The organism is Pseudomonas sp. LB3P81, from assembly GCF_054897965.1.
Map to the genome: position 1 here is coordinate 698,288 of NZ_JBUBVG010000001.1, position 16,681 is coordinate 714,968.

The 16,681-nt window shown below is 60.7% G+C and carries 13 protein-coding genes, 1 tRNA gene and 2 pseudogenes; 5 read left to right on the forward strand and 11 right to left on the reverse strand.

Features of this window, described 5'->3' with window-relative positions:
• Positions 1 to 171 precede the first annotated feature (171 nt).
• From ACYZTL_RS03130 to ACYZTL_RS03170, 9 genes and pseudogenes are all read right to left on the reverse strand, one after another.
• The gene (locus tag ACYZTL_RS03130; RefSeq protein WP_461950535.1) at positions 172 to 3,270 is read right to left on the reverse strand and encodes an error-prone DNA polymerase; all 3,099 of its coding nucleotides are present in this window, start codon (positions 3,268 to 3,270) and stop codon (positions 172 to 174) included.
• Complete coding sequence (locus ACYZTL_RS03135; protein ID WP_461950536.1) at positions 3,246 to 4,661, reverse strand: Y-family DNA polymerase; 1,416 nt, start codon at positions 4,659 to 4,661, stop codon at positions 3,246 to 3,248. The genes ACYZTL_RS03130 and ACYZTL_RS03135 overlap by 25 nt, the downstream gene beginning before the upstream one ends.
• 7 nt (positions 4,662 to 4,668) lie before the next feature.
• Positions 4,669 to 5,286: a translesion DNA synthesis-associated protein ImuA gene (gene imuA / locus ACYZTL_RS03140; protein WP_461950537.1), complete on the reverse strand. Its 618-nt coding sequence runs from the start codon at positions 5,284 to 5,286 to the stop codon at positions 4,669 to 4,671.
• A complete protein-coding gene (gene lexA / locus ACYZTL_RS03145) occupies positions 5,286 to 5,903 on the reverse strand; it encodes a transcriptional repressor LexA (RefSeq protein WP_461954245.1) in 618 nt (205 codons plus the stop codon). The genes imuA and lexA overlap by 1 nt, the downstream gene beginning before the upstream one ends.
• Before the next feature lie 141 nt (positions 5,904 to 6,044).
• Positions 6,045 to 6,780: pseudogene (locus tag ACYZTL_RS03150) on the reverse strand (substrate binding domain-containing protein); the annotation flags it as partial.
• A 318-nt stretch (positions 6,781 to 7,098) separates the two neighbouring features.
• Positions 7,099 to 7,344 (reverse strand): 4Fe-4S dicluster domain-containing protein, encoded by a 246-nt coding sequence (locus tag ACYZTL_RS03155; RefSeq protein WP_008060065.1) that lies wholly within the window; start codon positions 7,342 to 7,344, stop codon positions 7,099 to 7,101.
• A gap of 25 nt (positions 7,345 to 7,369) precedes the next feature.
• Positions 7,370 to 8,593: pseudogene (locus tag ACYZTL_RS03160) on the reverse strand (FAD-dependent oxidoreductase).
• Entirely contained in the window at positions 8,590 to 9,342 is a 753-nt protein-coding gene (locus tag ACYZTL_RS03165) for a GntR family transcriptional regulator (protein WP_461950538.1), read from the reverse strand. Before ACYZTL_RS03165 ends, ACYZTL_RS03160 begins: the two are co-directional and overlap by 4 nt.
• 191 nt (positions 9,343 to 9,533) lie before the next feature.
• Positions 9,534 to 10,421: a Dyp-type peroxidase gene (locus ACYZTL_RS03170; RefSeq protein ID WP_461950539.1), complete on the reverse strand. Its 888-nt coding sequence runs from the start codon at positions 10,419 to 10,421 to the stop codon at positions 9,534 to 9,536.
• A gap of 184 nt (positions 10,422 to 10,605) precedes the next feature.
• On the opposite strand from ACYZTL_RS03170, the gene ACYZTL_RS03175 reads away from it, so the two are divergent.
• Positions 10,606 to 12,231: an NADP-dependent glyceraldehyde-3-phosphate dehydrogenase gene (locus ACYZTL_RS03175; protein ID WP_461950540.1), complete on the forward strand. Its 1,626-nt coding sequence runs from the start codon at positions 10,606 to 10,608 to the stop codon at positions 12,229 to 12,231.
• Between the two features lie 44 nt (positions 12,232 to 12,275).
• Positions 12,276 to 13,319 (forward strand): FUSC family protein, encoded by a 1,044-nt coding sequence (locus tag ACYZTL_RS03180; RefSeq protein ID WP_461954246.1) that lies wholly within the window; start codon positions 12,276 to 12,278, stop codon positions 13,317 to 13,319.
• 7 nt (positions 13,320 to 13,326) lie between these two features.
• Here the strand turns inward: ACYZTL_RS03180 and ACYZTL_RS03185 are convergent, their stop codons facing one another.
• Positions 13,327 to 14,220, reverse strand: a complete 894-nt coding sequence (locus ACYZTL_RS03185) for a DMT family transporter (RefSeq protein WP_461950541.1) — start codon at positions 14,218 to 14,220, stop codon at positions 13,327 to 13,329.
• Positions 14,221 to 14,355: 135 nt separating this feature from the next.
• Between ACYZTL_RS03185 and ACYZTL_RS03190 the strand changes: the two genes are divergently transcribed.
• Positions 14,356 to 14,793, forward strand: a complete 438-nt coding sequence (locus ACYZTL_RS03190) for an Lrp/AsnC family transcriptional regulator (RefSeq protein ID WP_461950542.1) — start codon at positions 14,356 to 14,358, stop codon at positions 14,791 to 14,793.
• Between the two features lie 66 nt (positions 14,794 to 14,859).
• Here ACYZTL_RS03190 and ACYZTL_RS03195 read toward each other — a convergent pair whose 3' ends face one another.
• Complete coding sequence (locus ACYZTL_RS03195; RefSeq protein WP_017339210.1) at positions 14,860 to 15,531, reverse strand: Bax inhibitor-1/YccA family protein; 672 nt, start codon at positions 15,529 to 15,531, stop codon at positions 14,860 to 14,862.
• Between the two features lie 123 nt (positions 15,532 to 15,654).
• Between ACYZTL_RS03195 and ACYZTL_RS03200 the strand changes: the two genes are divergently transcribed.
• Together ACYZTL_RS03200 and ACYZTL_RS03205 are read left to right on the forward strand one after the other, a co-directional pair.
• Positions 15,655 to 15,742: transfer RNA gene (locus tag ACYZTL_RS03200), tRNA-Ser, on the forward strand.
• A gap of 163 nt (positions 15,743 to 15,905) precedes the next feature.
• On the forward strand, positions 15,906 to 16,418 hold the full coding sequence (locus tag ACYZTL_RS03205) for a hypothetical protein (RefSeq protein ID WP_461950543.1): 513 nt from the start codon (positions 15,906 to 15,908) through the stop codon (positions 16,416 to 16,418).
• The last annotated feature ends 263 nt before the right edge of the window (positions 16,419 to 16,681 follow it).

The following is a 16,681-nucleotide window of genomic DNA, read 5'->3' on the forward strand; positions in this document are numbered from 1 at the left end:
TCGCGGATGCCAATGGTTTCATAGAGGTATAGCTGATTCTCACGGCAATCCATGGCAACCACAGATCCCTGTGGGAGCGGGCTTGCTCGCGAAAGCGGCGTGTCAGTCAACAGTGATGTTGGATTTAAGGGCCTCTTCGCGAGCAAGCCCGCTCCCACAGGGATTGCGGTGTCAATGGAAATCCCGGCTGCGCACGCTGATGCCGTCGAGCAACGGGCTCAGGTCGCTCAAACGCCCGGCAATCAGGTGGCGCACCTCGCCTTCCTTCTCCCAGCGCCCATCGACCTTGAGCAACTGCGATCCGACCAACACCTGCCGTTGCCGCTCGGCCAGGTCGCGCCAGACCACCACGTTGACGTTGCCGAACTCGTCTTCGAGGGTGACGAAGGTCACGCCACTGGCGGTGCCCGGACGCTGTCGGCCGGTCACCAGCCCGGCGACGCTGACCGGTCGGCCATGCTCGACCTCCAGCAGCTCCTTCGAACTGCGGCAGCGCCGGGCTTTCAATTCGCCCCGCAACAGGGCCAGCGGATGCGGGCCGAGGGTGGTGCCGAGGCTGTTGTAATCCGCCAGCAGGTCTTCGCCGACCGTGGGTTTTGGCAACGCCACCGCGTCCTCTTCCTGGCTCGGCAAACCGGCGAACAAACCCAATTGTTTCTGCACCCCCGCCACCTCCCAGCGCGCTCGATGCCGGTCACCGGCCAACCCACGCAACGCGCCGGCATCGGCCAGTTGCTCCTGCGCACGGGCATCGAGCCGCGCCCGTTCGCCAAGGTCGGCGATGTCGATAAACGCCCCCTTCGACCTCGCGATTTCGATTCGCCTCGCATCGTCTTCGCGAAAACCCTTGATCATCCGCAACCCCATGCGAATCGCCGGCTGCGCGCCGATGATCGGTTCGAGGCTGCAATCCCAGTCGCTGGCGCGCACGTCCACCGGGCGAATCTGCAAATGATGCCGGCGAGCGTCCTGCAAAATCTGGTCCGGGCTGTAGAAACCCATGGGCCAGCTGTTGATCAGCGCGCAGGCGAAGGCCGCCGGTTCGTGACATTTCAACCAGCAACTGGCATAGGTCAGCAAGGCAAAACTGGCGGCGTGGGACTCGGGGAATCCGTAGCTGCCAAAGCCTTTGATCTGCTCGAAAATCTGCGCGGCGAATTCTGGCGTGTAGCCTTTTTTCTTCATGCCCGCAGCGAGGCGATCCTTGTGCGGTTCGAGACCACCGTGACGTTTCCAGGCCGCCATGGAGCGGCGCAACTGATCCGCTTCGCCGGGACTGTAGCTGGCGGCGACAATCGCAATCTGCATGACCTGCTCCTGAAATAGCGGCACACCGAGGGTACGTTTCAACACTTCCCTCAACTCTTCAGAGGGGTAGCTTTCGAGCTCTTCCTTGTTTCGCCGCCGCAGATACGGATGCACCATCCCGCCCTGAATAGGTCCCGGGCGAACGATGGCCACCTCAATCACCAAATCATAGAACTTGCGGGGCTTGAGCCTGGGCAGCATCGACATTTGTGCCCGGGATTCGATCTGGAATACGCCGATGGTGTCGGCACGGCTGATCATGTCGTAGGTTTGCGGGTCTTCGGCGGGTATCGTGGCCAGACTCAAGTCCAGGTCGCGATGACGGCGCAGCAGATCGAAACAACGACGAATCGCGCTGAGCATGCCCAATGCCAGAATATCCACCTTGAGCAGCCCGACCGCATCGAGATCATCCTTGTCCCACTGAATGATGGTGCGCTCGGCCATCGCAGCGTTTTCCACCGGCACGAGGCTGTCCAGCGGCTGCTCGGAAATGACGAAGCCGCCGGGGTGCTGGGACAGGTGCCGGGGGAAACCGATCAGCTGTTGCGTCAAACTCAACACCCGGCGCAGCACCGGGCTCTCGGGATCAAAACCACCTTCAAGCAGGCGCTCGACGGGCGGCGCCTTGTCACTCCAGTGCCCGCAGCAATCGGCCAGGGCATTGATCTGATCCGGCGGTAAACCCAGGGCCTTGGCCACATCGCGTACCGCGCCGGCAGCGTGATAGGTGCTGACCACCGCGGTCAACGCTGCGCGGGTCCGGCCATAGCGCTGAAACACGTACTGCAAGACTTCTTCGCGGCGTTCGTGCTCGAAGTCCACATCAATATCCGGCGGCTCGTTGCGTTCCTTGGAGAGAAAACGCTCAAACAGCATGTTCATGCGGTCCGGATCGATCTCGGTGATGCCCAAGGCGAAACACACCGCCGAGTTGGCCGCAGAACCTCGACCCTGACAGAGAATTTTCTCGCGTCGGGCGAAGGCAACAATGTCCTGAACGGTCAGGAAATAGCTTTCGTAACCCAGCTCGGCGATCAGCCCCAGCTCCTTGTCGATCAACCCGCGCACCTTCTCGCTCGCACCTGCGGGCCATCGCTCGCGAATGCCACGTTCGGTCAACTCGCTCAGCCAGGACGCTGCGCTGTGACCTTCCGGCACCAACTCGCGGGGATACTGATAACGCAACTGGCCAAGATCAAAGGTGCAGCGCCGGGCAATGGTCAGCGTTTCATCGAGCAACGCTTGCGGGTAGATCGATTGCAAGACATCGAGGCTGCGCAGATGCCGCTCGCCATTGGGGTGCAAGCGCAACCCGGCCTCGGCCACCGGCAGGTGATGACGGATTGCGGTCATGGTGTCCTGCAAGGCGCGTCGGCCACGGGTGTGCATGTGCACATCACCGCTGGCCACTGCCGGAATTTGCAGTTCCCGCGCCAGCATCAACAGCTCGTTCAGCCGTCGGGTATCGTCCTGGCCTCGATGCAGCTGGACCGCCAGCCACAGGCCTTCGGCGAAGGTCTGCTTCAGCCAGTGGCCGTTTTGAAAATCGTCCACCGCATCCGGCACCCACAACACCAACAGCCCCGGCAACGGCTCGCGAAAATCCTCCCGCAGCACCTGATACTGGCCTTTCTGCGTGCGCCGTCGCGCCCGGGTAATCAGCCGGCACAGGTTTTGGTAGCCCTCAAGGTTCTCTACCAGCAGCACCAGTTTCGGACCGTTTTCGATGCGCACTTCGCTGCCGATAATCAGCGGCAGCTCCACGGATTTGGCCGCTTGCCAGGCGCGGACAATGCCGGCCAGGGTGCATTCATCGGTGATCGCCAGCGCTTGATAGCCCTGCTTTTTCGCCCGTTGAAAGAGTTCAAGGGCACTGGAAGCGCCGCGCTGGAAACTGAAGTTCGACAGGCAGTGCAACTCGGCATAGTCGATGCTCATGCGAACCAGCCCTGCAACCACAACGGGCCGTCCTCACCGACCGCACGATAGGCCCAGCCCTGCTGGCCGGAACGGGTTTCGATCAGGTAGTAATCGCGGCGCACGTCGGCGCCGTCCCACCAACCGGACTCGATGCGTTCCGGGCCCATGAGGATGCGCGTCGAACCTTCGTGGACCGCCTGCGGTTCAGTCAGCAACCAACCCGGACGCTGCACGCCCGGCATGACACCGCAACGCTGACTGTCGACACTGGCCTGCCACGCGCACTCCGGCCGGTGATCGGCCTGGAACCGCAAGCCATGCACCGCGTCATCCCCCAACCGCGCGCGCAAGCGCTCGCGCAGTTGCTCCCAGGGCAAGGACTGCTGCGGGCGATCGTCGAACAGTTCCTGATACTGGGGAACGAAGGCCGGCAAGTCTTCGGCGCGCAGGCGAAAACCGCGCACCGGCGCTTCGACCTGAACCTGTTCCAGGCGTCCTCGGGCCAGTTCGAAAAGCATTGCCGGATCGCGCTCGGCACTGAGCAGGCCGACCTTGATCACGCTGTCCGGTAACCCGGCGTGTTCCAGGTGCAGGTCGAAACGCTGCACGCCGCTGTCGCGACCGCACAGGAACGCCGACAGATCGCCAGTCAACCGGCGTAACGGAAACAGCAGCGCCTGATGGGACTGCACGTCGAAATTGAGCTCGATGCGCACGTCGAACCGGTCCGGCGGCAGGTAGAACGCCAGGGCCAGTCGCCGCGTGCCAAGCAGAGCATCCAGGTGCTTGAGCACCTGAGACTCGAAACGCCGGGCCAGACTCTGCCGGGGCAACGCCTGCACCTGGCTCAAGGTACGCAGCCCCATGCGCGACAACGCCGTGGCGACGCTGGCCTCCAGCCCGATCCGGTCGACGGGCAATTGCCCCAGATGATGCTGCAAGGCCTGATCGTCGGGCACCACCAGACCGTCATAGGCGTTGGCCAGAATCCGCGCCGCCACCGGATTGGGTGCCGCAACGATCCGATGCCGAAACCCCAGCTCGCCGAGTTCGGCGCGCAGTCGCGCTTCGAGTTGCGGCCAATCGCCGAATAATCCCAGGCTGGACTCGATTTCAAACACCACCGCACGCGGGTAATGCACGCTGACCTGGGAGCTGAAGCGGTAGGCCCACGCGGCCAGAAACTGCTGCCAGTGTTCGATCTCGGCCGCGTCGTATTCCGCCGTGACAAAGCCTTTGCTCAAGGCCTGGGCGGCGGTCATCGACTGGCCGGGCCGCAAGCCCAGCGCCCGCGCCGAAGCGTTGACCGCCTGCAACACCCGACGCTGCGCCGGGCCGGTCAGCAGCGCCAGCGGCTCATCGGGGTCGGCGCGCTGACGCAGTACCGCGTCCAGCGCCAATTGCGGGAAGAGAATGCAGACCCAGCGCATGGCAACCTCAATGCCCCACGGGGAAGGCAATCGGCGCCGAACGGGCCAGCCCGCCCCGGCACTTGAGCACGCGCAATTGCGCAGGCCTGGCGTCGATGGCGATGCGCAGCGCGGCCGGTGACGGGTTGATCGCTTCATTGATCGAACGGTAGGCGAACGCCAGGGTCGAGCCGGTTTCCGCCGCCACCTGCAAGCGGCGCAACGCCCGGTCATCAGCCTTGTGCGGCCAGCACAGCACCGCACCGCAACTGCCCGAACGCAGGCATTGTTCCGCCGCCCACAGCGCATCGCGCTCGCTGGCCTGGATGATCGACAACTGGCGCAGATCGACCCCGGCGTTTTGCCACGCTTGCGGATACGGCACGTACGGCGGCGCCACCAGCACAATGCGCTCGCCCGCTGCCGACAGCCGCGCCAGCGCCGGCCACACCAGTTGCAACTCGCCAACGCCCTGCCCGGCCAGGAGGATTTCCGTCAGCGCCGCTTCCGGCCAGCCGCCGGTGGGCAACGCCGCATCCAACGCAGCATGCCCGGTGGGTTGCGGGCTGACGGTCGAAGGCGCAGGCCGGCCTTTCCAGACCTGGCCGCCATTGAACAGCGTGTCCAGCGCAACGACGGCGCCCATCACCCTTGCCTCACCAGACCGCAGAACACCCCTTCGATCGCGAGGTCCTGATCGGGTTGAACGATGATCGGCTGGTAGGCCGGGTTACGCGGCAACAGGCGCACCGCGTCGCCGACCCGCTCAAAACGCTTGATGGTCACTTCGCCATCAAGCCGCGCCACGACGATCTGACCGTTAAATGCCTCGGGATTGCGGTGCACGCCCACCAGATCGCCGTCGAGAATGCCGTCCTCGATCATCGAGTCGCCCTTGACCCGCAGCATGTAGTCCGGCACCCGCGAAAAAATCGAAGGATCAAGCAACAACCGACTGTGCACCTCGGCATCGGCACCGATCGGCGCACCCGCGGCCACCCGGCCGAGAACCGGAATATCCAGCAACTCGGGCCGCGCCGGTTGCCCGAGCAAACGAATGCCCCGGGCCTGATGCGGATTGACCTCGATAAACCCGGCTTCGGTCAGCGCCAGCACATGCTTGCGCGCCACGCTGCGAGAGGCGAAACCGAAGGCCTCGCTGATTTCAGCGAGGCTCGGAGACTGGCCGTGCTCCGCGATTCGATCACGGATAAAGGTCAGGATGGCGGTACGGCGGGGAGTTAAAGTCGTCATGGAGTACATTTGTACTCTTTTGATGTTTTCCTGACAAGTACCTGTAGGAGCGAGCTCGCTCGCGAAAAACGTCTGAACAACGCAGTCATTCAGACAGCCCGCGTTACCGTTAACGTCCATCGCGAGCAAGCTCGCTCCTACAGTTGGGGGGGACGCCAGAAACCCCGCGATGTAATCGATAAACGCCAGGACCTTGGCCGTCGCCCGCCGATGGCTCGGGTACACCGCCAGAATGTGCGCGCCAAAGCTGTCCGGATCGATGTCGTAGTCAGCCATCACCCGCACCAGCCGCCCGTCTGCAATATACGGCGCGGCACTCCACAAAGGCGTGTGCAGCAAGCCGCGCCCGGCCAGTGCGTTGGCCAGCAGCAGGTCGTAATTGTCGCTGCGCAAACGCGGCGACGGCGGTTGCGGCAGGCTCAGACGCTGCCCGTCGCGCTCGGCCCACCAGAATTCGCGGCTGAGCAACGGATGGCGATACAGCAGCCATTCGTGCTCATCGAGGGTTTGCGGCGTGACCGGCAGTGCCTTGCGCGCCAGATAGGCCGGGCTGGCGCACAACGCCAGGCGATTGCTGCCGACGACGCGGGCGATCAGCCCCGGCAAATCGTCATGGCCTTCGCGCAACGCGAGGTCATAGCCGCTTTCCAGCAGGTTGACGAACTCATCGCACAGGTCCACTTGCAGATTGATCTGCGGGTATTGCTCCAGAAAACCGCCGCAGACCTGATCCAGAAAAGCCTGCCCGTAAGCCAGCGGCGCGGTGATTTTCAGGTTGCCACGCAAGCCATGCTGCAACTGCTCGAGTTCCTCGCCGGCCTCGTCCAGTCGCTGCAATACCTGGCGCGGTTTCCAGATAGAGCCGCCCGGATTCAGTCAGCAGGACATGAGTGTTTCCCCTCGAATCATTTATAGGATGTTCGTCTCCGCCACGATCAGGGCGCGGTGGGAAACGAGGGGTGTTTTGAAGCAAGCGTCCGGGGTGGCCGGATAGCGTTTTGGGTTGTCTGTACTGGCCCCTTCGCGGGAAAATCGAATCGTCGCACCGCCGCTCCCACAGGTTTCCTTGGTGTCTGCAAAATTAGATTCAGCGCAAATCCCTGTGGGAGCGGGCTTGCCCGCGAAGGCGCCCTTGCAGTCAATGGAGATGCAATCTGTGTTGGCCTCTTCGCGAGCAAGCCCGCTCCCACATTTAGATCGTGTTTCAACGCAACAGATACGGGATATCGACTTTCACCGCCCCGGTCGGGCAGTCCTTTTCACACGGCATGCAGTACCAGCATTCGTCGAAAGCCATGTAGGCCTTTTGCGTGGCCGGGTTGATCGCCAGCAAGTCCATCGGGCAGACGTCGACGCACACGGTGCAGCCTTTGTGGGCAATGCAAAGGTCCTCGTCGACCGTGACCGGCGCGTTGGAGCGGAAGAAGATTTCCTGGGGTTGATAGGCCATTTCGCGGTCTCTCTGTTTGTGAGGCTCAGGCCGCAAAGGCACCGACACGCAGCCGGCCGTAAGCCTGCATTTCTTCGGCATCCAGCAGGATGATGTAAGGCTCGACAGCTTTCTTGAAACGGGTCATCTGGCCGTTTTCATCCTTCTTCAAATGGCAATGGCAGAACCAGTCGCTGTCGTTGCGCTGCGGGTGATCGACCCGATAGTGGTAACTTTCCGCGCGGTACAACGAAGCGCGGGCGGCCATTTCGGCGCAGTCGCGGATCATGCTGACTTCCATGGCGCGCATCAGTTCGTGGGCGTTGTGGGCCTTGATCTGATCGAGATCACGCTGGATATCACTGAAGCGTTGCAGGCCGATTTGCATCTTCTTGGTGACTTTCGGCGGTTGCAGGTAATCGTTCACAAAGCGCCGCAGCTTGTATTCGACTTGTGCGGGCGGCAGACCGTGTTCACGGTCCAGTGGCGCGTAGACCCGTTGTTTTTCCGTTTCCGGACCGTTGTAATCCTTGATCAGCGGGTTGATCTGGAAGCATTCGAGGTTCGCCAGCTCTGCACCGGCGTGATAGGCCATGGCGTAACCGTCGCCGGCATTGGTCGGGTTTTCGTAGGTGCCCATCAGGTAACCCGAGGACGGTAACCCCAGGCGCCCGGCGGCACCGCACGCGAGGATCACCGCCTTGGCTTTGATCACGTGGAAATCGGCGGTGCGGCAGTCGAAGCCCATCACGCCGTTGACCGTGCCCTCTTCGTCCGTCAGCAAGCGCGTGCAAACGACGCGATTGGTGATGCTGACCCGCGCGCGTTTCAACTGGCGGTACAGGACTTTCTTGATGTCGTGCCCTTCCGGCATCGGCAGCACGTAGGCGCCCATGTGGTGAACCTTTTTCACCGCGTAGTCGCCGGTTTCGTCTTTCTCGAACTTCACGCCCCAGCGGTCCAGTTGCTCGATGGTTTCAAAGCTGTGAGTCGCGTAGGCGTAAACCGCCGCTTGATTGACGATGCCGTCGTTGGCGATGGTGATTTCCTTGGTGTACTACTCCGGCGTCGAGTGGCCGGGAATGATCGCGTTGTTCAGGCCGTCCATGCCCATGCTGATCGCACCGCTACGTTTGACGTTGGCCTTGTCGATCAGCAGCACCCGCAGATCGCGGTTACGCTTCTTGGCCTTGATTGCCGCCATGGGACCTGCGATGCCGCCGCCGATCACGACGATGTCGTATTCCTGCTCCAGAGTAGTCCGGGTCATGCCTGCGCCCCTTTTTGCCGGTCGATCCGCAGGCGGTACTGGAACGCATCGCCGCGGTAGTAAAGGTGTTCGAAGTCCACGGGCTGGCCGCTGACATCGTGGGTCAGACGCTCGATGCGCATGATCGGCGAGCCGGCTTCGACGTTCAGTGCCTGGGTCAGGTCGCTGTCGGCGAGCACCGCGTCGATGGCCAGATCGGCATGACCGAGGGCCAGACCGCAGTCGTTTTCAAGGATCAGGAAGATGTCGCGTGTGACCAGATCAGCCTTCTCCAGGCGCTCGCCGATGGCTTTCGGCAGGTAGGTGATTTCCAGTGAAATCGGCTCGCGGTTGATCAGCCGAACCCGTTTGATCTGCGCCACGGTCTCGCCTTCGCTCACCTGCAAACGCTCGGCGACGAGTTTGTCGGCGGCAATGAATTTAAAGCTGCGCAGGCGGTTGATCACCTCGTAGCCGCGACCGGTCATGGACTCGGCGAGGCCTTGCAGGGTGCTGACGTTCTGGAAGGTTTTCGGCTTGGCGACGAAGGTGCCCTTGCCGTGAATCTTGAAGATCAGCCCTTCTTTTTGCAGATCGCCCAGCGCCTGGCGCACGGTGATGCGACTGACTTTGAACAGCGCACCGAGTTCGCTTTCGGAGGGCATCTGGCTGTCTTGCGGATATTCGCCGTCGAGAATGCGGGCGCGCAGGACATCCCTGAGTTGGGTGTGCAGCGGGACACTGCTCAGGGATAGAACGTTATCGGTCATGGCGGATCACTTGTTATAACGAGTTATGACGTGATCTTAGGGTTCTAATGGCGGGCTTGAGAATACTGTTTGGATATAAGGTTAGATTCGCCGTCAGGTCGGCAAAAACAAAAGATCGCAGCCTGCGGCAGCTCCTACATGTGTACGCATTCCATGTAGGAGCTGCCGCAGGCTGCGATCTTTTGATCTATTCAGCCAACACGCAGCGCGCGCAAATCCAGATGACCGTCCTTGATCGGCGGGCACCAGTAGTAGCCGCCGGTGATCGGCCGGCTGATGCGGTACAAACCGTCGGTGATGCCGTCTTCCAGACCGCTCATGCGCCTCAGTTGCGCTTCGAAGGCATCGAGAGAAAAACCGAACGCGAGGAACATCAGACCGGCACGATCCCCTTCGATCCACGGCATCGAACGGCGGACCACGAACGCTTCCGGTGCGAAGCTTTCCTGGGCGGTGCGTTTGACGTGGGCGGAGACCGGCGCGTCAGCGATTTCTTCGTTGTCGCTCAGGCGACGGCCCATGATGTTGTCCTTCTCATGGGACGACATTCCGTGGAAGCCCTTCAAATCATGCTGCCACTGCTGGATCGCGGCGAAGCTGCCGCCCACCAGACCTTCAACGCCTTCGCCCACCAGCGCGGCAGCCACGGCGGCTTCGTCGTGCGGGTTTTCAGTGCCGTCTTCGTAACCGGTCAGGTCGTGGCCGGTCAGGTGGCGGAAGGTTTCGTTCATCTGCACCAGACGCAGGGCCGGCGCCAGCGCGGCTTCGATGGCGTTGCTGCGATTGAGCAACTCGCCACGGTCGACGCCATGCAACCAGCACCACAGCGCGTGCTGGGTCGACGGGTTGTCGACGCCAACGCCGGTCAGCGCCGGAAACGACCGCAGCCCGTCGATTTGTACGTGCAGCGCCTTGACCAGGGATTCACCGAAACCGACCACTGCCGACTTCCCGTCCACCAGTTGCATCAATTTCTCGAGCGCAGCCGGCAGTGCATCTACGGATTCCAGCGCGAAGAACATATGACGGGCTTGAGGCGGTACTGGGGTGGCGAGAATGCCCGGCTGGTAGTCACTCATATGAACTCCTTAAGAAAGAGCGCGAAGTTTACCCGCAGCATCGACCGTTGTGTGTCCTCAGGTCAAAAGATCGCAGCTCATGAAATCGGCACTTAAAAAGTCGGGCCAATAAGGCGTATAACCTTTGAAGTGAATCTTAACGGTAAGCCGCCAGCGCATGGCTGACATCACATGGAGTAGCGACATGACCACAGCACATATCCTTGGCAACCTGTTTCCCGACTCCAGCGACATCCCGGAAAAATACCGCCTCGACGGTCAGATCGAACAGCGTGAATACCTGGTCGATGGCGAGCTGAAAACCTGGCCCGGCCCCCTCGCCCAGGTTCGCAGCCCGGTGTACCTGACCGGTGAAAACGGCGATGAACAGGTCATCCTCGGCAGCACGCCGCTGCTCGATGCCGACACCGCACTGACCGCCCTCGACGCCGCCGTTCGCGCCTATGACCGGGGCCAGGGCCTGTGGCCGACCATGCGCGTGGCTGAGCGTATCCAGCACGTCGAAACTTTCCTCAGCCGTATGCGCGAACAGCGCGAAGCGGTGGTCAAGTTGCTGATGTGGGAGATCGGCAAGAACCTCAAGGACTCGGAAAAAGAGTTCGACCGCACCTGCGACTACATCGTCGACACCATCAACGCCCTCAAGGAACTCGACCGCCGCTCCAGCCGTTTCGAGCTGGAACAGGACACGCTGGGCCAGATCCGCCGCGTTCCACTGGGCGTGGCGTTGTGCATGGGACCTTACAACTACCCGCTGAACGAAACCTTCACCACGCTGATTCCGGCGCTGATCATGGGCAATACCGTGGTGTTCAAACCGGCCAAACTCGGCGTGCTGCTGATTCGCCCGTTGCTGGAAGCGTTCCGCGACAGCTTCCCGACCGGGGTGATCAACGTGATCTACGGCAGCGGCCGCGAGACGGTCAGCGCGCTGATGGCCAGCGGCAAGATTGATATTTTTGCGTTTATCGGCACCAACAAGGCGGCCAGCGACCTGAAAAAGCTCCACCCGAAACCGCATCGCTTGCGCGCCGCGCTAGGCCTGGACGCGAAAAACCCCGGCATCGTCTTGCCTGAGGTGGATCTGGACAATGCCGTGAATGAAGCGGTCACCGGTTCGTTGTCGTTCAATGGCCAGCGCTGCACCGCGCTGAAAATCCTCTTCGTCCACGAAGACGTGGTCGAGGCGTTCATCCACAAGTTCAACGCCAAACTCGCCAGCCTCAAACCCGGCATGCCATGGGAAAGCGGCGTGGCCCTGACGCCGCTGCCGGAATCGGGCAAGGTCGACTATCTGCACGCGCTGGTCGCGGATGCCGAGAGCAAAGGTGCCCGTGTGGTCAACCCGAATGGTGGCGAGGCTCGCGCGTCCTTCTTCTATCCGGCGGTGTTATTCCCGGTGACGCCGCAGATGCGCGTTTATCAGGAGGAACAGTTTGGCCCGGTGGTGCCGATCGTGCCTTACCGGCATCTGGACACGGTGATCGATTACGTTCTGGAATCGGACTTCGGCCAGCAACTGAGTATCTTCGGCACCAACCCGGTGGCGGTCGGCCGGCTCGTGGACACCTTCGCCAACCAGGTCGGGCGGATCAACCTCAACGCCCAGTGCCAGCGCGGCCCGGACACCTACCCGTTCAACGGCCGCAAGAATTCCGCCGAAGGTACGTTGTCGGTGCACGATGCGCTGCGGGTGTTTTCGATTCGCACGCTGGTCGCGACCAAGTTCCAGGAAACCAACAAAGACCTGATCAGCGAGATCATCAGCGGCCGTAGTTCGAGTTTCCTGACCACCGATTACATCTTCTGAGGACAACGAGCCTGAGCACCTTCAGAGCCCATCGACTGCCACCACTGTTGCGCCGGGTACTGCGTCCGTTACTGGACCCGTACCGGCGCTATCGCCACGCCAAACTGATCCACGCGGTGCGCGTGTCGTTGGGGTTGCTGGCGACGATCCTGCTGACCACCGGCATCCACCTGCCCCACGGGGAGTGGGCGTCGGTGACGATGCTGGTGGTGATCGGCGGTTTGCAGCACCACGGTAATATCGGCAAAAAAGCCGCCGAGCGTGCCATCGGCACCTTGATCGGTGCTGCTGTTGGCCTGGTGCTCGTGGCGCAACAGGCCTGGCTCGGAATGCCGTGGCTGACCTATTTTGCGATGTCGGTGGTCTGCGGATTCTTCTCTTACCATGCCATCGGCAAGGGGGGTTACACGGCACTGCTGTCGGCGATCACCGTGTTTATCGTCGCCGGGCATGGCGATAACCCGGTGACCGACGGGTTGTGGCGCGGGGTGGACATCCTGATCGGCATTGCCCTGGCCCTGGCGTTTTCCTTCGCACTGCCGCTGTACGCGGTTTACTCCTGGCGCTACAACCTGGCCGACGCCCTGCGCGATTGCGCAACGATTTACGGGCGGATCATCAATGGCCAGCCCGTCACCGATGACGAGCACGTGAAGTTGATGAACCGACTCAACGCCGTGATGGTGCAATTGCGTTCGCTGATGCCGTCGGTGTCCAAGGAAGTGAAGATCTCCATGACTGAGCTCGACGCGATTCAGCGTCATTTGCGGATGTGCGTGAGCACCTTGGAAATCCTCAGTAACACCCGACCGGATACCAATAACCCGGACGCGATGGCTCATCTGCAATCGGCGTTGAAAGCGGAGCATCGGCTGATTAGGGTGCAACTGGTGGGGATGGCGCGGGCACTGAAAACCGGCACATCCCAGCGGCTCAGTCGGCCCGTTGAACTGCCGCCGGATTCAAGCCGGGATACTCCGGTCTACAACCCGCTGGACGGCTACCGGTTGTTGATCCGGCAGCTGGCCAGCAACATTGGCGAGATGCGCCAGCGCCTGGCCAAGACCGCGCCGCGCTGGAACATCTGAAGCCAGCTTATGGCGTTACCGTGCGACGAAACTTCAGGCTCCAACCCTGTTGCATGCCAGCGGCGGCCAGCAAAATCGCGGCGACACCGATCCATTGCAGCGTTTCCAGGCGATGGCCGAAGGCAAACCAGTCGACGAAAATCGCCGCAATCGGGTAGATGAACGACAACGCACCGGTCAGTGCCGTCGGCAATTTCTGGATCGCGCCGTACAGCAACACGTACATCACGCCGGTGTGAACAATGCCGAGGGTCACCAGGCTGGCCCAGGCGCTCGGTGCTTGCGGCAACGCCGAGAAATGTGCGAACGGCGCGAGCAACAACACGCCGGTGCTGACCTGAATCAGCGCAATCAGATGCGGTGGTGTGCCGGTCAGGCGTTTGATAATTAACGCCGCAATTGCGTAAAGGAAAGCAGCCCCGAGCGCCAGCGCGATGCCCATCAGGTAATCATTGCCACTCTCGCCCTGTTCACCGTGTGCACTGACAATCGCCAGCATCCCCAGAAACGAAACGCCCAGCCAGAACAGCTTCTGCAAGGTGATTTTTTCGTTGAGGAACAACGCGGCCAATCCGACCAGCATGAACGGCTGAACGTTATACACCGCGGTGCCGATGGCAATCGAGGCGCGGGAGTAAGAGGCGAACAACAGCACCCAGTTACCGACAATCGCCACGCCGCTGAGCACGGCCAGCAGGAAGGTGGTACGGGTCAGAATGCCGGGGCGCAGGAAGCCGAATGCCGCGCAGATCAGCAATAACGTGCCGGCGCCGAACACACAACGCCAGAACACTACGTCCAGCACCGGTTGCCCGGACACCAGCACGAACCAGCCGATGGTCCCGGAGATCAGCATGGCGGCGGTCATCTCAAATGACCCGTGACGAATTGTTTTGTCCATCATCAGACTCCTGTGTTTGAGCCCAAAGTATGCCAATCCAACCGGGGGCTTCTCCAGCGCAAAAAGCAGGCTAAACTCGGTATCTGCCTTTTTTATCAAGGCGGTTTCGATTAATTGCCTAATAGGGGTTGCGCCATGACTGACGATATCGACCAAGTGCTGATCACGGCGTTGATGGAAGACTCACGGCGTTCGCTCAAGGCCCTGGCGCACCTCAGCGGCCTGTCCTCGCCCAGCGTCGCCGAGCGTTTACGCCGCCTCGAAGAACGCGGTGTGCTCAAGGGCTACACCGTCGAGATTGATCCCAGATGCTTCGGCTATCAACTCCAGGCCATCGTGCGCATCCGCCCGCTGCCAGGCCAGTTGCAGGAAGTGGAGCGGCAGATTCAGGCCATCCCCGAATTCACTGAGTGCGACAAGGTTACCGGGGACGACTGCTTCATCGCCCGCCTGCATGTGCGCTCGATGGAACAGTTGGACACCCTCCTCGACCGCCTCAACACCCACGCCGAAACCAACACTGCGATCGTCAAGAAAACCCCGGTCAAACGCCGATTGCCGCCGATGGCGTGAGTCCCTTACCCAAATTGCGGGCAAGAAAAAACCCGCCGAGGCGGGTTTTTTACTCATGCTCAACGATCAATCGTCGCGGCTCATGATGCCGAAGATCTGCAACAAGCTGATGAACAGGTTGTAGATCGATACATACAGGCTGATGGTCGCCATGATGTAGTTACGCTCGCCGCCATGAATGATGGCGCTGGTCTGGAACAGAATGCAGACCGACGAGAACAGCACGAAACCTGCGCTGATCGCCAGTTGCAGACCGCTGATCTGAAAGAACAGGCTCGCCAGCGTCGCACCCAGCAACACGAAGAAACCTGCGGTGATGAAGCCGCCGAGGAAACTCATGTCCTTGCGAGTGATCAGCACGTAGGCCGACAGACCACCAAACACCAGCGCCGTCATTGCGAAGGCCGAACTCACGACTTCCGCGCCGCCCTGCATGCCCAGGTAGCGGTTGAGGATCGGGCCGAGCAGGAAACCCATGAAACCGGTCAAGGCAAACGCCGACACCAGGCCCCACGCGGAATCACGGAGTTTGTTGGTAAGGAAGAAAAGGCCGTAGAAACCGATCAGCACCACGAAAATGTTCGGGTAGCCGACACGCATCTGCTGGGCAACAAACGCCATCACGCCGCTGAATGCGAGGGTGAGAGCGAGCAAGCCGTATGTGTTGCGCAGGACGCGGCTAACCTCTAGCTGCTCAGCCTGCACGCTGTTATTAACTGCGTAATCCTGTTCGCGCATGGCGACACTCCTGTTGGTTTGAAACGTTCAGTCGCAAAGATCATAGCAGACGCTCTGTAACAAGCCATGCAGAGAGTTTGACAGTGTGTTTCATTCAGGTATTATGGCGCCCGCAACGCAAACGGAGGTGTGGCCGAGTGGTTTAAGGCAACGGTCTTGAAAACCGTCGACTGTAACAGGTCCATGAGTTCGAATCCCATCGCCTCCGCCATATTTTTCAAGCACTTAGGCTGGTCCCTCACGGGGCTGGCCTTTTTGCTTTTTGGGGTGCGTAAGCACACCGTAAGCACTCGTAACCAAGGACGCAATGCTGGTATAAACAATGTCGCTTCTTCAAACCAGTGACGAAAAATTGCCATAGGACGGAGCTTTATATGGAAGTTGAGCAAATCAAATCGATGGATTTCCAGCTCGCGACTGAGACTGGAACGGGGAATGGTACTAATACAGGGCTGCGGTTACAGTCCATAACCTTCGCCGTACTTTGCGTCACGCTTGTTGGATGCTCAACCACCGCCGTCCCCGTAGATGTGGCAGTTGCAGCTCCATCTGAGCGGGTGATGCTCTATCAAAAAAATGGACCAGATATGGGCCGACTTGTCTTGGTGCGTGACAGTGGCATGCTCGGATCAGGTTGTTTTGCTTCGCTGTTTGTGGATGGTGAGCGCGCGGCCCGCCTGGATACGAAAGAAAAGGTGGTTTTCTATCTCCCGGCTGGCGAGCATCTGCTTGGCGCGGCTCTTGAAGGAAAAGGCTTGTGTGCTGCGAACGCTGGAAAACGTGAGCGAGACTTCGTAATCAAGGCAAATCAAAGCAAATCTTTTCGCGTATTCACCAGTCAATCAGGCGATCTTGACATCCTCCCAACTAGTGATTTTGACAGCTGATCTTCCAACTCAGGATATCCTATGCAGCGTGCTTATCCTCCAGGGTATTGCCCTGACAAATGCGCTGGCGGTCAGTCGGATCGTCAGATGATCGTACAGGAAGGATTGCTGATTAAGCTTCCTGAGGCGATTCGCGTTGAAATTACAGATCACGGTAGAGCTAAGCGTTGCACATACTGTGGCTTGGTCTATCTATACCCAGCCCGCGACTTCGGCGGTCGCCTCGGATTTTGGGACTCCGGAGTTCGAGGGCAAGGCTGGAC

Bases quoted from the DNA above. Each gene is read 5' to 3' on its own strand.
- ACYZTL_RS03135 (WP_461950536.1), bottom strand. From the start codon at position 4,661: ATGCGCTGGGTCTGCATTCTCTTCCCGCAATTGGCGCTGGACGCGGTA.
- imuA (WP_461950537.1), bottom strand. From the start codon at position 5,286: ATGGGCGCCGTCGTTGCGCTGGACACGCTGTTCAATGGCGGCCAGGTC.
- lexA (WP_461954245.1), bottom strand. From the start codon at position 5,903: ATGTACTCCATGACGACTTTAACTCCCCGCCGTACCGCCATCCTGACC.
- ACYZTL_RS03155 (WP_008060065.1), bottom strand. From the start codon at position 7,344: ATGGCCTATCAACCCCAGGAAATCTTCTTCCGCTCCAACGCGCCGGTC.
- ACYZTL_RS03165 (WP_461950538.1), bottom strand. From the start codon at position 9,342: ATGACCGATAACGTTCTATCCCTGAGCAGTGTCCCGCTGCACACCCAA.
- ACYZTL_RS03170 (WP_461950539.1), bottom strand. From the start codon at position 10,421: ATGAGTGACTACCAGCCGGGCATTCTCGCCACCCCAGTACCGCCTCAA.
- ACYZTL_RS03175 (WP_461950540.1), top strand. From the start codon at position 10,606: ATGACCACAGCACATATCCTTGGCAACCTGTTTCCCGACTCCAGCGAC.
- ACYZTL_RS03185 (WP_461950541.1), bottom strand. From the start codon at position 14,220: ATGGACAAAACAATTCGTCACGGGTCATTTGAGATGACCGCCGCCATG.
- ACYZTL_RS03190 (WP_461950542.1), top strand. From the start codon at position 14,356: ATGACTGACGATATCGACCAAGTGCTGATCACGGCGTTGATGGAAGAC.
- ACYZTL_RS03195 (WP_017339210.1), bottom strand. From the start codon at position 15,531: ATGCGCGAACAGGATTACGCAGTTAATAACAGCGTGCAGGCTGAGCAG.
- ACYZTL_RS03205 (WP_461950543.1), top strand. From the start codon at position 15,906: ATGGAAGTTGAGCAAATCAAATCGATGGATTTCCAGCTCGCGACTGAG.